14 protein-coding genes are annotated in these 14285 nt (G+C 49.2%); 12 read left to right on the top strand and 2 right to left on the bottom strand.

Annotated features, from left to right (window positions below; all coding sequences use genetic code 11):
* Nucleotides 1-273: 273 nt before the first annotated feature.
* The 10 genes from NST38_RS24550 to NST38_RS24505 all read left to right on the top strand — a co-directional run bounded on the left by NST38_RS24550 (nucleotide 274) and on the right by NST38_RS24505 (nucleotide 10398).
* Nucleotides 274-1368: a CgeB family protein gene (locus NST38_RS24550; RefSeq protein ID WP_083684797.1), complete on the top strand. Its 1095-nt coding sequence runs from the start codon at nucleotides 274-276 to the stop codon at nucleotides 1366-1368.
* A 60-nt stretch (nucleotides 1369-1428) separates the two neighbouring features.
* Nucleotides 1429-2568, top strand: coding sequence for a CgeB family protein (locus tag NST38_RS24545; protein WP_076253283.1), 1140 nt, complete (start codon nucleotides 1429-1431; stop codon nucleotides 2566-2568).
* Between the two features lie 66 nt (nucleotides 2569-2634).
* Complete coding sequence (locus NST38_RS24540) at nucleotides 2635-4260, top strand: glycosyltransferase (protein ID WP_143781288.1); 1626 nt, start codon at nucleotides 2635-2637, stop codon at nucleotides 4258-4260.
* Between the two features lie 14 nt (nucleotides 4261-4274).
* On the top strand, nucleotides 4275-5366 hold the full coding sequence (wecB, locus tag NST38_RS24535) for a non-hydrolyzing UDP-N-acetylglucosamine 2-epimerase (protein WP_076253340.1): 1092 nt from the start codon (nucleotides 4275-4277) through the stop codon (nucleotides 5364-5366).
* Nucleotides 5359-6345: a polysaccharide biosynthesis protein gene (locus tag NST38_RS24530; protein WP_017692517.1), complete on the top strand. Its 987-nt coding sequence runs from the start codon at nucleotides 5359-5361 to the stop codon at nucleotides 6343-6345. The genes wecB and NST38_RS24530 overlap by 8 nt, the downstream gene beginning before the upstream one ends.
* Complete coding sequence (locus NST38_RS24525; protein ID WP_036605842.1) at nucleotides 6342-7169, top strand: dTDP-4-dehydrorhamnose reductase family protein; 828 nt, start codon at nucleotides 6342-6344, stop codon at nucleotides 7167-7169. Before NST38_RS24530 ends, NST38_RS24525 begins: the two co-directional genes overlap by 4 nt.
* Nucleotides 7151-8092: an NAD-dependent epimerase/dehydratase family protein gene (locus NST38_RS24520; RefSeq protein ID WP_076253284.1), complete on the top strand. Its 942-nt coding sequence runs from the start codon at nucleotides 7151-7153 to the stop codon at nucleotides 8090-8092. The genes NST38_RS24525 and NST38_RS24520 overlap by 19 nt, the downstream gene beginning before the upstream one ends.
* Nucleotides 8089-8805 carry a glycosyltransferase gene (locus NST38_RS24515; RefSeq protein WP_074096304.1) on the top strand — a complete coding sequence of 239 codons (717 nt, stop codon included), beginning with the start codon at nucleotides 8089-8091 and terminating at the stop codon, nucleotides 8803-8805. Before NST38_RS24520 ends, NST38_RS24515 begins: the two co-directional genes overlap by 4 nt.
* Before the next feature lie 96 nt (nucleotides 8806-8901).
* A complete protein-coding gene (locus tag NST38_RS24510) occupies nucleotides 8902-9618 on the top strand; it encodes a glycosyltransferase (RefSeq protein ID WP_076253285.1) in 717 nt (238 codons plus the stop codon).
* A gap of 249 nt (nucleotides 9619-9867) precedes the next feature.
* A complete protein-coding gene (locus NST38_RS24505; protein WP_076253286.1) occupies nucleotides 9868-10398 on the top strand; it encodes a GNAT family N-acetyltransferase in 531 nt (176 codons plus the stop codon).
* Nucleotides 10399-10542: 144 nt separating this feature from the next.
* On the opposite strand, the gene NST38_RS24500 is transcribed toward NST38_RS24505, so the two are convergent.
* Nucleotides 10543-10713 carry a hypothetical protein gene (locus tag NST38_RS24500; protein ID WP_164783209.1) on the bottom strand — a complete coding sequence of 57 codons (171 nt, stop codon included), beginning with the start codon at nucleotides 10711-10713 and terminating at the stop codon, nucleotides 10543-10545.
* Nucleotides 10710-11948, bottom strand: coding sequence for a glycosyltransferase family 4 protein (locus NST38_RS24495; protein WP_076253287.1), 1239 nt, complete (start codon nucleotides 11946-11948; stop codon nucleotides 10710-10712). The genes NST38_RS24500 and NST38_RS24495 overlap by 4 nt, the downstream gene beginning before the upstream one ends.
* 186 nt (nucleotides 11949-12134) lie before the next feature.
* On the opposite strand from NST38_RS24495, the gene NST38_RS24490 reads away from it, so the two are divergent.
* Both NST38_RS24490 and NST38_RS24485 read left to right on the top strand, forming a co-directional pair.
* The gene (locus NST38_RS24490) at nucleotides 12135-12494 is read left to right on the top strand and encodes a hypothetical protein (protein WP_076253288.1); all 360 of its coding nucleotides are present in this window, start codon (nucleotides 12135-12137) and stop codon (nucleotides 12492-12494) included.
* A gap of 219 nt (nucleotides 12495-12713) precedes the next feature.
* The gene (locus tag NST38_RS24485; RefSeq protein WP_256720142.1) at nucleotides 12714-14243 is read left to right on the top strand and encodes a DHA2 family efflux MFS transporter permease subunit; all 1530 of its coding nucleotides are present in this window, start codon (nucleotides 12714-12716) and stop codon (nucleotides 14241-14243) included.
* The last annotated feature ends 42 nt before the right edge of the window (nucleotides 14244-14285 follow it).

The following is a 14285-nucleotide window of genomic DNA, read 5'->3' as shown; positions in this document are numbered from 1 at the left end:
TTGGTGATGCCGATAGGCATCCTTCGTAATCAAAAGCGGACTTTTTGAACATCCTCTAACAAATGATGTTAGCCCGGGGGGACAGATCCCTCCGGGTTATTTGCATCGCCGCAAAAGCGGACATGCCCGTACAGGCGGATGTGGAGGGCATGCGCCAATTTTGCGCCTTGCAGGACACCCGTCCATGATGCATCTGACCCCGAGGCATATCCTTTAGAGGGAAGACCAATCTCGGGGAGAGTCTGGAAGTGAGATCTCCTGAAGGAAGACAGGGTGAATAATGTGGCAAAACGAAGGCACCGTCCGCTGACCGAAGCGGAAACGGCTTACCGCGGCGGATATGCAGAAGGCCGCAGATTTGGCGGCTGTCAAGCCATGATGGAGCGGGTGCAGATGTTTGAACCGACCCTGCGGGACATGAAGGTGTTATATATCCCGCAAGGATTCGATGCCATCGATGAAGGTGTCACCTTGGCTCTGCAACAATCTGTACGTGAATGCGTTGTTGGATCGCCAGCAGCGATGTTGCAGGAAGCCAGTCAGCATCGGCCCGATGTTGTGCTCGTCATGAATGGTCTGCATGTATTCCCCGCAGATCATGTAGAGCAGGTGAATGGCATACGTGCACTCGGTATCCGAACTGCCGTGTGGTTTGTGGATGATCCGTATTTCACCGAAGATACAACGTCCCTTTGCCAGCACTATGATGTCGTGTTCACGCATGAAGAGGCCGCGGTACCCTTCTATCTGGGACATGGAGCGAACCAGGTCATCTATATGCCACTCGCGGTGAATCCAAGCATGTTTCAACCGCGGCGCGCCGCACCGCAGCATCAGCACGACATTTGTTTTATCGGTACCGGATTCTGGAACCGGATTGCCTTGTTTGATGAGCTGGCCCCTTTTCTAGCGGACAAAAAGGTATTCATTGCGGGTAGCCAGTGGAATCGTTTGACACGCTATGATGTACTAGGCCGTTTCATCCACGAAGGATGGATTGCTCCTGGAGAGACAGTAGATTATTACAATGGCGCCAAGATTGTCATTAACATTCACCGGACTTGCGAGAATGGGGAAGACAATCGCAATACACATCATCTTAAAGGTCACTCGATTAATCCACGCACGTATGAGATCAGCGCCTGCGGCACAATGCAGATTACGGATGCACGTGCAGATTTACCCCGTTATTATAAGCCGGGATATGACATCGAGACGTTCACCAACGCAGCAGAACTTCAGCGCAAGATCCACTATTATCTGAAGCATGAAGAAGAACGACAGGCGATGGCGTGGCGTGGACTTCTCACCACGATGAACCAGCATACATTCACTCGCCGGATCGGTCAGTTGCTGGAACATTTGTAATCCCCGTCTGAAGTGCAGCACCAACGAGAACCCTATCCCAAAAAATAAAGGAGTGGCGGTATGTCTCTCAAACACCGTAAAACCAAAAAGGTTCATGCACCCGTACTGAGCCTGGCTGATCAAGCACGCAAAAATGGGCAACATGCCGGATATGACGCAGGTAAGGAAGAAGGATATCTGCGCGGTCGCGCCAACTATATTGTGAATTGTGCACAGGAACCGTTGCCTTTCCGACAGCTTCACGTGCTGTATGTATCCTCGGGTAAAGGCTTCCCTTACTCCCCGTTGGATGAGGCCATTATGGCCACGCTACAGGGTATGGTAGCTCAAGTAACCCTCTCTGATCCGCGTCAACCGATTTCTGAAATTGCGCTGCAGACGCGTCCTGATCTTGTGCTTGTGCTGGATGGAATGGATATCCCCATCGAGCATATCGATGCGATTCGCCAAGCGGGCATTCAGACGGCGATCTGGCTCACGGATGACCCGTACTATACAGATATGACGCTGGATATTGTGACACATTTTGACCATGTCTTCACGTTGGAACTGAACTGTATCGATCTATATCGACAAATCGGCTGCGCGTCCGTTCACTACCTCCCTTTTGCCGCATTTACTAATCATTACTTTCCGATTACAACTCCTTCCACGTTAAAACGGGATGTCAGCTTTATCGGCTCGGCCTACTGGAACCGGGTATACTTCTTCAATCCGATCATGCCTCAGTTGATGTCACACAATACGGTATTTAACGGAATCTGGTGGGACCGTCTGCCTGACTATACTGCCTATGGCGAGAAGATTGAGCTCGGGCGCTGGATGAGTCCGCCGGAGACCAATGATGTGTACAATGGCACCAAAATTGTCATCAACCTGCATCGATCCCACGAAGATGATTCCGTCAATAATAATCACCTCAAAATCGCGCCAGCTTCACCAAACCCGAGAACGTTTGAAATTGCCGCGTCCACGACGCTACAGCTGACCGACGCCCGGGATGACATTGCACGTTTCTACAAACCGGGTGTGGAGATTGAGACATATTCCTCGCCGCAGGAGTTACTCGACAAAGTGGAATATTATCTTACTCATGAAAAGGAACGTCGTGAGATTGCACTTCGTGGACTTGAACGTACACTGAAAGACCACACGTATGGCAAAAGAATTAATGAAATGTTAACCATCATATTCCCTTAATTCTGGCCGGGAGGAGGTGTGCACAGTACCCTGTATCGGATAATCGTGTATAGGGTCCGTGCGGCCATGGCAATGAAACCAAAGATGATGTTATTTTCACATGTGTGTAATACTCGCAGCATTACAGGCGCCGAGAAGCTGCTGCTTCATTTTATGAGAGAGATCGGTACGATCTTTGAATGTGTGCTCGTAGCCCCTCAGGAGGGGAAGCTTGCGGGGCTTGCGCGAAGATTCGGCATTCAGGTCAAAATATGCACTCTGCCGATGCTTCACGGTGTGTACACACCTTACCTGGGCATTGCAGATGATGCGGAGCATCTTCGTCATACACCAGCGTATCAGGAAGCAGTCTCCCTAATACGGGAGACTGCTCCCGATATGGTGTTAACGAACACCTGCGTTAATGTGATGCCGGCTGTAGCGGCAAAGTCCCTTCAGATTCCGGTCATCTGGAAGATTACCGAGATCATTCATACGAATGAACATACAACCGAGGCGATCCAGATGATTGGGCGTTACGCGGATTGGATTATCGGTATATCCGAGACAGCGGTAGCCCCATTCCACGAAGCCGGCATAGGTGACAAAGTGACCATTATCTCCCCAACTTGGGAACCCGCGCTACCAGCACCGGACCGCTGGGTTCATCTGCGCGAACGCAAGCGTAAGGAGCTCGGTTTCAAATCATCGCAGACCTGTATCGGTTATATTTCTTCATTTATATATGATGCCAAAGGGTTGAAACCTTTTGTAGATATGGCCTTGAGGATCTGTGAAACACATTCGCGCTGTCGCTTCTGGATCATCGGGGCAGCATCGGATAAAAAGTATTACGACGAGTGTGTATCACGGGTGAAAAAATCCGGGTATTCACGCCGGTTTACCTTCACCACATTTGAAGAGAACGTATCTCTGGCGTATACCGCGATGGATATCCTGGTCATCCCAAGCATGGTCAAAGAAGGGTTTGGCATGACCGCACTGGAGGGTCTCTATTTTGCCAAACCGGTCATCGCTTTTGCTCAGGGTGGACTGAAGGAATTAATGGAATCCGTAGGCAGTGATGCATTTCTGGCCCCGCCGGGTGATACCGAAGCGCTTGTCACCTTGGCAACAACCTTGCTGAATGATGCAGAGCTGGCCTCAAATACGGGGTGGCGTAATCGGACAGAAGCGGAAAGGCTCTACGGCGTTGAAACCTACCGAACGAAACTGCATACGATGGTGACACAGTGGTTATTGCGTTTTCCCGGATGGTTTGCTTATATCCAACCTCCGAATGGACCTGTGTATACCCATGGGGAGGGAGGACTACGCACTGTACTGGTTCTGGAGCCAACTACGGTTCGGGCACTATTATTCCCACTGACCGTCATACAGGCGTTGCCACATTCCTCATTACCTCCAATCGCATTGGGTCACGATGCTCCTGTTGCCTCAGGTACTGGCACAGCTGCAAAGCCGATTCAACAGAGGGGCAAAATGCAGAAACGTCGTCGCAAACCACTTGCACCTCATTCTCGCCGAGACCGTGAGGGGCTGAAACGTACTTCCGGAACTGGCAGACGTAAGGGGAGAACCCGTACAACGAAGGGACCGCGTCCACATATGGGGAAATCGGCTAGTCGCAGACGCAAATCTGCCAAGACGGGACGTAGCCGTGCAGGGCGCAAGGGTTCCAATACAAGATGAAGGCAGGGATTACGATGAAGATCATGACGGTGCTGGGTACGAGACCTGAGATCATACGGCTCAGCCTGATCATCTCCAAGCTGGACCAGTACGCGTCCAAACATATTCTGGTGCATACGGGACAGAACTTCACGGAAAGTCTCAGCGGTCTCTTTTTCAAGGAAATGGGCCTGCGCGTACCGGATTACGTTCTTCAGGATGAAGCGGCCACTCTGGGACGACAGCTATCCTCGATGTTTACGCAGATGGAAGATCTGATTTTGCAGGAGAAGCCCGATAAATTGCTGCTGCTCGGCGATACCAATAGCGCATTATGTGCAATATTGGCTGAGCGCATGGGTGTTCCTGTTATTCATATGGAAGCAGGCAATCGTTGCTTCGACCTGGATGTGCCTGAAGAGAAAAATCGTAAGGTTATTGATGCCATCTCCACCGTTAATATGCCTTACACGGAACAGAGCAAGAAACATTTGGTCAGTGAAGGGGTACCAAGCAGGCGTATCGTGCTAACGGGCAATCCCATCTATGAAGTCATGCAGCACTACGACGCGCAAGTAAGTTCCAGCAAAATACTCAAAAAGCTCAAGCTGAAGTCCGGGCAATACTTCCTGGTTACTGCCCATCGAGCCGAGAATGTGGATCATGCCCCTCATTTGCTGGAGATTATGAAAGGGCTGAATCAGGTCGCAGAGGAACACGGGTTGCGTGTGATCTGCAGTATTCATCCGCGTACAGCGATCCGGATTGCGGAGCATCTTCATCTGGAGATGAACCCGCTGGTGGAGTTTCACGAGCCGTTTGGATTCTTCGACTTTGTAATGCTTGAACGTCATGCACGCTGTGCACTTACGGATAGCGGTACCGTGCAGGAGGAGTGTTGCATTATGGGCGTGCCGACCGTAACGATGCGTCGAACTACCGAGCGGCCGGAAACGGTCGATTGCGGCAGCAATGTAGTCTCCGGTCTGGATGCCGCGCGCATCGCTGATTGCGTGAAAGTCATGACAAAGATGTCTAGCGACTGGGATTGCCCGCAAGGTTACAAAGCCACAGATGTATCCAGTAAAGTGGTTAAATTTCTGCTTGGAGGGAAAATGCATGTTTGAAAATAAGCGTATACTCGTGACTGGCGGTACGGGATCATGGGGTTATGAACTTGTGGCTCAACTACTGCCCCAGCAGCCCAAAGAAATTATTGTATATTCCCGGAACGAGTCTAGCCAAGTGGCTATGAGTCGTGAATTTGAAGACCCGCGTCTTCATTTCCGGATTGGAGATATTCGTGACAAGGACGCTTTGACGGCGGCTTGCCAGCATGTGGACTATGTATTTCATCTGGCTGCGCTCAAGCATGTTCCGGTGTGTGAAGACCAACCGTACGAAGCACTCAAAACCAACGTGATTGGTACACAGAACGTAATTGAGGCTGCTATTGAGAACAAGGTGGAAAAAGTAATCTATATCTCGACTGACAAAGCTGCCAATCCGTCCAACTTCTATGGCATGACAAAAGCGATCGGCGAGAAATTAATTGTATATGCAAACTTGTTACACAGCGATACCAAGTTTGTTACGGTACGGGGTGGGAATGTACTGGGAACAAACGGCAGTGTGGTACATCTGTTCAAGAATCAGATCCGCCAGAAAGGGCAGGTCTCCATCACGGATATGAGTATGACTCGATTCTTTCTTACGCTGAAGGACGCAATTACCTTGCTGTTCAAAGCTTCGGTGGAAAGTGTCGGTGGAGAGATCTTTGTCATGACGATGCCTACCTGCAAAATCGTTGATCTCGCGGAAGTACTGATTGAGGATTCCGGTGTGGAGAATGTGAGCATTGTAGAACGGGGCATTCGTCCAGGGGAGAAAATCCATGAAATATTGATGAGTGAATTCGAGAGCATGACCACCGTTGTCTACGATGAGCAGTACCTGGTAATTCTTCCTACCCTGGGCATACCGGGCCTGCGTGAACATTATACCAATTGTCCTCCGGTCTCCTTTAACAGTTTCAGTTCTGAACACCAACTCATGACCAAAGAGGAGATTCGTGAAATTCTGAAACGCGGAGGATTCTTGTCATGAAACTGCTGATACTTGGTGGAAACGGAATGGCCGGCCATATTTTGGTCGACTATTTCCGCCGTCAAGGTGTACACAGCGTCTTCTACACATCTCGGGATGTAACAGACCCCAATGGTCTGCTCCTGGATGTGAACGACAGCTTCATGGTTGATCGATTGGTAGAAGCTGTGCACCCGGATGTGATTATTAATGCTGTAGGTGTGTTGAACAACTTCGCAGATGAGGACAAAATTACTGCATATCATATTAATGGTTTCCTGCCACATCGTCTGCGGCGGGTTGCAGATACGATTGGTGCACGCCTGATTCATATCAGCACGGACTGTGTGTTCAGTGGAGAACGGGGAGCATACCGGGAAGATGATGTTACGGATGGGACTTCAGCTTACGCTATCACCAAAGCACTTGGCGAAGTTCAGGATGAAGGTCATCTGACGATCCGTACGTCCATCATTGGACCCGAGATTCGCCAGGGCGGCATTGGTCTGATGCAATGGTTTATGTCCAGCACAGGTGAAGTTGGGGGGTATACCCGCGTATTTTGGAACGGTGTGACCACCCTTGAGCTGGCCAAATGGGTAGACCATTACCTGGCCTCATCGGTTAGTGGTCTGATCCACTTAGCTCATCCGGCACCTGTCAGCAAGCATGACCTGCTTGTATTGTTCAAGCAGACCTGGGATAAGCAGGATGTGACGATTGTGCGTGATGACAGTGTAGTGCAGGACCGTACGCTGGTGTCCACTCGCGAGGATGTGAAGACAGACCTGCCGGATTATTCTACAATGCTGAAGGAGTTGGCATTATGGATGGAGCAGAGCTGAGAGGCAAAAAAGTGCTGATTACAGGCGCCTCCGGTTTTACCGGGCGACATGCCGTATCTTATTTTCGGGAAGTTGGTGCAGTGGTTGCGGCGGTAGTCCGGAGGCCGGATGTGTATTCATTCGGAAAAGGTGCACAAGTCCATGTCTGTGATCTGAACGATAAACAGCAAGTACGTGATCTGATCGGCGAGGTGCAGCCCGACTATGTGCTGCATCTCGCTGGCAAAAATTCAGTGCCTGATTCGTGGTCTGATCCGCTACTGGTCCTGGAGACGAATGTGATGGCCGTGCTGTATCTGCTGGATGCGCTTCGCAGTTGTCCAACAGCACGAACCGTTATTGTAGGATCGCGGTTAAAATATACGCCGGAACCTGGCCGGATTCCCCAGCCTCCGCATCCATACAGCCTCAGTAAAGCGCTGGAAGAGATGGTGTCCTTGTCGTGGATGTCGCTCTTCGGACAACAGATCATGCTGGCGGAGCCAGGCAATCTGATTGGAGCGGGTCCTTCCACAGGCATCTGTTCACTGCTTGCACGCCATGTTGTTGCCTGTGAGCAGGCGGGCAAAACCGAGGCATTCCGTCTGTCCGGACGGGACAATACCCGTGACTTTCTGGATGTGCGGGATGCCGTCAGAGCGTATGCAACCCTCCTGATACAAGGGTCTAGTGGTACAGTATACCCGGTGGTGTCTGGAGTCGAGCGCAGTCTTGGTGAAATTGCAGATCTGCTGTTATCCATGACAGAAGCGGAAGTTCCTGTTCGCTGGGATGGGGCATCTTCTGGTCCGGATGGTTCGGGGAAACAGGAGGAATTATCACTGCTGCGCAAGCTTGGCTGGCAGCCGATGATTCCATTTGCCACATCACTTCAGGATATCCTGAGTGATGTTCGTGTCCAGCAAGGGAGGACGACAAGTTGAATCCGAGAGTATCCATTGTCATTCCATTCTACAACTGTCCTTATGTGCCTCAGGCGATTCAGAGTGCGCTGAACCAGACGTATCCCGATGTGGAGATCGTTGTTGTGAATGACGGTTCAACCCGGCATGCAGAGTTGCTTCAACCCTATCTTCCTTATATTAATGTGCTTGGCAAAAGCAATGGCGGGACGGCTTCGGCACTTAATCATGGCATCCGCCATGCCTCTGGTGATTATGTAGCCTGGCTCAGTTCGGATGATTATCTGTACCCGGATAAAATTCGTTATCAGCTGGAGTTTATGCAGCGTGAGAATGTGCTCGTCTCCCATACGAACTTTCATTATATCAACGAGCATTCGGCAGTTACCAAAATGCATGGTGGGCCTGAACCGATGTCGGATATGGATTTACTAAGACGGTTTGTTAACGGCAATCCAGTGAATGGCTGCACGGTCATGATTCGCAAGGATCTCTTTAGTGGAGTGGGGCTGTTCGATGAACTTCTTCCCTACACCCATGATCTGGATCTCTGGATGCGTATTGTACTGAACGGTCATCGGTTCCCATACCTGAATGAACCGCTTACTGCCTATCGGTGGCATGGTGGAATGGGATCGGTACGTCATGCGGATGTCATCGGCAGAGAGGCATCCATGGTATGGTCCAGATATCGGGAACCGCTGTTGCAGCGAATAGCGACGCTTGGCGGGTAGCGTAGGGAGGGCAGTTAAGAAAGCCAAAAGATGGCTGATTAACGCCCTCTTTGCGCAGCATTTTACCTAAGACAGTAAGAGGAGGGGAAGGCCCGAATGGAGCCAAAAGTATCGATCGTCATTCCTTTTTACAATTGTGCTTATATCGAGCAGGCTGTTCACAGTGCCATTCACCAGACGTATCCGCATATCGAGGTCATCGTGGTGGATGATGGGTCAACCGAGCACGTGGAGCGGCTACAGCCATTCATGGATTCCATCCGCTATATTCGCAAAGAAAACGGTGGAACAGCGACAGCATTAAATGAGGGCATCAAACAGGCAACAGGGGATTACTTTGTCTGGCTTAGCTCGGATGATGTGATGCTGCTGGATCGGGTGGAGAAACAACTGAAGTTTATGCGAGAGGTCAAGGCTTCATTCTGTCATGGTGCCTACCATTATGTGAATGAGAAGAGTGAATGGTTGGATACGGTGCATCCAGAAGTGGGAAGTCGTCTGGAGATGTTGCAGGTACTGCTGGAAGGTTGTCCGATCAACGGCTGTACTGTCATGTTAGAGATGGAAGCATTCGAGCGGTTCGGACTGTTCGACACTGATTTTCGCTACACCCATGACTATGAGATGTGGATGAGGCTGTTTCCAATGTATGAGCTGTTCTACTACAATGAACCTCTGATGTGTTACCGATTGCATGAATCGATGGGGACCAAACGCCATTTCAAGGCACTGGTTGCCGAGATGGAACAGGTTCAGGCGAAGCATCGGCCTATTCTGTTCAACTTACTTCAGGTTGGCGGGTACTGGAAGTAGATGGTTTTGGCAACGATGGCTGAATGGAATAGGTGTTAATTGGACAGGAGAGCACCCTTATGAAACACTTTTTAAGTGTTATAAGTGGAAGCTCTTTTTTTGCTTTATGGACAGATACGTGGACAGAAAGGGTGATCGATTGCTGAAGTCTCTGTATAATGAAATGATTCATACACGGAAGGGACTGGACTATGCGCAGATATCAATATCTTAAACCCAACTATTAATAAACTAATGGAGGTAAGAGTATTGATTACAGAGTTACACACAGAACGGTTATATTTGCGAAAAATGAACGTGTCGGATGCAGCCAGCTTGTTTAAGATTTGGTCTGATCCGGATGTGACTAGATTTATGAATATCACTCATTTTACGGATGAAAATCAAGCTATAGCCATGATTAATCTTCTGAATGATCTTGCTCAGGAAAACAAGGCCATTCGGTTCTCTATCCTTGTGCAAGAGTCCAACGAAATCATAGGTTCATGTGGTTATAATTCACTGGATTTTGACAATCTTAAAGCAGAAATTGGGTATGACATTGCCAGATCACACTGGGGGAAAGGATATGCTACGGAAGCGATCTCTTCTTTATTAGCTCATGCATTCTCGACTATGAAGCTGAATCGTATTGAGGCAAAGGTTGACCCCGATAATGTGAATTCTATCAAGCTATTGCAAAAGCTCAATTTCACATACGAAGGCACCCTCAGAGCATACGAGAGGGCAGGCGAAACGTTCAGTGATCTGAATATGTATTCCAAGTTGGTGACAGATTAAAACGATCTGTAATAGCGTGTTCTCGGTCCGTTAGAACACATTTGAAGCGAGCAAGGGGTGTCCTCAGTCATTCATATGACAGATGGGACACCCCTTGTTTGATATTTCGGCATGTTATATGAAGACGGCATATCATTGGACAACTCAATCTTTTGAATTCATGATCGCCATGGATGCAGGATCGGGAAATATATATCCTTTAGGCAACTTTTTCATCAATTCATTCATTACAGCGTAATCCACGTTGATGTGAGGTGTGGAAACTGGAGTCGAAAACCAGCGATTGTATAGATCACTTGGTACAAGTAACGTCATATTGTATGTCCTCCTCTGTAGATGGCTTCTTGGTAGACTTGAAATGTACGAAATCCCATCACTTCCAGTGAACGATTTTGTTCAGCCCAAGCTTTCGCCGCCGCCCCCACTGTTCTTCGGGTAACATCATCCTCAAGTAGTGCATCCAACAGTTCACGGAGCGAGTCGACATCCTGCGGAGGAACAACCCATCCCGTACGTCCAGGTTCAACCATCTCGGGCATGCCGGCTGTGCCACTGACGATAACAGGTACACCCGCCAGTTGCGCTTCAGTAACGGAGAACGGCTGGGTGTCCTGCAGACTGGGCTGGACATAGATATCTGCATGGCGCAGGAAGGAAGGAATATTGTCCAGCTTGCCCCAGAACACAACATCGGCTCCAATCCCCGTTGACGCGGCCTGTGAACGCAATTCATCGGTTAGATTGCCTTCTCCTGCGATCCAGCAGACCCAATCGGAACGTTTATTTTTCAGACTGGCTAAGGCCTTGATTAACACATGAACGCCCTTGATGTATTCAAGTCGTCCGGTAAAGGCAATGACTTTCTTGCCCGCAGGTGGTCGCTGGCGGAACTTCACAGCTGCTGAGGCACGGTAGGCTGGGAGATCTACAGCATAGGGAATCTGTCTGAACTTTGATTCAGGAACGGCAAGCTCTGTAAGCGTACTCTTGATCCAGTGGCTTGACACGAGAATGAGCTCGGACTGTGCTGCACTTCGCTCTTCCAATGAGAGAAAATAACGTCCACGCTTGGATTGCAAATATGAAGGGAGAGTAAGCTGTGGGTTGGAATTTTGAGCATCGTAAAAGGCTTCGCGTGCAAGAGCGCCATGATAGCTTGTAACCAGTGGGATATTGCGGTTCAATATGCGTTTTATGGCTACGGCAGCTACCGGATCTTGCGCATGAATAACGTCGTAGTGGTCCACCCCCAGATAAGCGGCTGCCATCTCGAAGGCATATCTATTCAGTTCATAATAAGCGAGGAGAGGATCGGCAGTGAATTGTGGCAGATCAGTCGGATTGAGTTTGGCTTGCAACATGGGCCACACCTTATCCTTGGAGAAAGCTCGGTTCAGATTACGAACATATACTTCGTTATTGGCACCATTTGTGCCCATGATATCAACCTCTACACCAAGTGCGATTAACCTGTCGGCCAGTTGTTTAACATATGTCCATATGCCTCCCATATGTGTAAGCTCCCAATACGTAACGAGCAGAACTTTCATAGCTACCTCCTTGTCACGGCCTGCACCGGCCGAGCTTCTATCCTTTTATTCTATGAAAAAAGAGGACCGGAAGGTCGGGCATTTCCGTGTAATTGGTCGAAAATGGGTGAATGCAAATGGCAATGGACGAGAGGAAGCATATCCTATGTACAGGAAGGTTCGTGTGCTCCGAAGGAGGGATCTACAGTGGCGGTATATTTACTTGAGATTCATGAGAATCTGTTACAGACATTTGTTCCCGTCAAGTACATGGATGTGGAGTTGGCCTATGTGGGCGGCGAGGAAGGGACGGATGTATTTGTTGGTGGAGCCAGTATTCACGGAGAACTGTATCGACACCTTTTTCATCTAACGTCAAATTCGGGGGGAGCGGGCGGTAATCAGGTCATTCATAATCTGGATGTGTCATCCGAGCCTTATGAACTGAGGATCATCAGCAACAGTTCTTCACCGAAGCATCTGGTTATTCGAATATATTGCAGAAGTATTCACGGTCAGACATTGGGCATACTGTCAGAATATCAGATGATGAAGCTTGCAGATTGATATGGACATCATTGCATAATCATGATTAACCAACGTGTGGAGCAGGGAAGGTGCCTGTTCCATTTTTTTGTGGTGCATCCATAGTAGAATTGTCTGAAAAAAATAGCTTGACAGCAAAGGTATTTTCATTAGAATTAGATCAGTATTAAACGAAAGTTTAAAACGACGATTTAAAACGATAGTTTGAAATTGGTCGTCAATATAGGCTGAGTGAGACGCATGGCTAAGCCTGCGATCTCCTGGCTGGAAAAGAGTGTGGAGAACGTGAAAGAACAAACAGCAGTACCCCAGGAGCCGGCAGAGTTTTCGCTTAAAGCCATTATACTGCCACTCCTGGCAATTATCGTCGGAATGATTATGGTTATTCTGGACAGCACGGTGGTGAACGTGGCCATTCCGAATCTCGTTCAATATTTCGAGACCGACCTGAAGACCATTCAATGGACGGTTACGGGTTACACTCTGGCTTTGTCTGCAGTTATTCCACTGGCAGGCTGGTTAACGGACCGTTTTGGTGCCAAAAGAGTATTTCTGTTCACGATTGCCATGTTTACCTTGGGTTCTGTATTATGCTCGATCGCTCAATCACCTGAGCAATTAATCATTTACCGTATCATTCAAGGCCTTGGTGGAGGCATGGTTGCTCCTATTGGTATGGCGATGGTCTTTCGTCTGGCTCCGCCTGAGCGAAGAGGTTCCATCATGGGGATGCTGGGAATTCCCATGCTGCTTGCCCCCGCATTGGGTCCGGTGTTGTCCGGGTGGTTTATTGAATCACTGAGCTGGCACTGGATCTTCCTGATTAACTTGCCCATTGGTATTGCAGCTTTCATTCTATGTATCAAGTTTTTGCCGGATACAGATCGTGGACGCACACCTGCACTGGATCTGCTCGGCATGATTCTGGCGCCAATTGCGTTCTCGATGCTGGCTTACGGTGTGAGTGAGGGCGGAACGAGCTGGACGTCTGCAACAACTTTGACGGGTGTCATTGTGGGTGGTGTAGCGCTCATTTTGTTCATTATTGTGGAGCTTCGTCATCAAAATCCATTGCTCGAACTCCGGGTATTCAAATCATCTGATTTCTCACGGGGAATTATTCTCGCATGGGTGTCACAAGTGGCGCTGTTCGGTGCGATGATCCTGATCCCGCTTTATTTGCAGCAGATCAAAGGTTACACTGCACTGGAAACAGGATTGATTCTACTGCCACAGGCATTGGCTTCCGGAGTGGGTATGCCGCTTGGTGGTCGGTTGTTTGATAAAATCGGTGCTAGACCTCTGGCCTTCGTGGGTCTGGGTATTATCTCAGGAGCATTGTTTATTCTGTCCTCCATTACGGCAGAGACAGGTCTTGGCCTGATTATAACGGCTCTGGTCATGATGGGTCTGGGTATGGGCTTGTCCATGATGCCACTCAATACGCATGTATTAAATGCTGCACCGCGCAAGTTGGTTGGACGGGTTACACCGCTCACGGCTGCTGCACAGCAAGTAGTCGTGTCCTTTGCGGTTGCAGGGCTTACAGGCTTCCTGACTTCAAGAATCGCAGACAATACAACGAGTACAGAGCCGACCGCTATCGTGCATGGTTTGGTGGCTGGTTTCAATGATACGTTCTTCCTGGCCGCGTGTATTGCATTGTTCGGATGTTTGCTCAGTCTGATTCTGCGGAAACCAAAACCGATGCCGGAAGAAGAACTTCAAAATGGCGACAAGCCTGATCCCGCGATGATGATGGGACACTAAGATTTTATAAAAACCATAAAAACCATACTAAGGCAGTTCAGA

Origin of the sequence: Paenibacillus sp. FSL H8-0104, assembly GCF_038050215.1 — a bacterium.
GTDB lineage: Bacteria > Bacillota > Bacilli > Paenibacillales > Paenibacillaceae > Paenibacillus > Paenibacillus amylolyticus.
The sequence above is the reverse complement of the archived record's forward strand: the minus strand, read 5'-3'. Positions and strand labels throughout refer to the sequence as shown.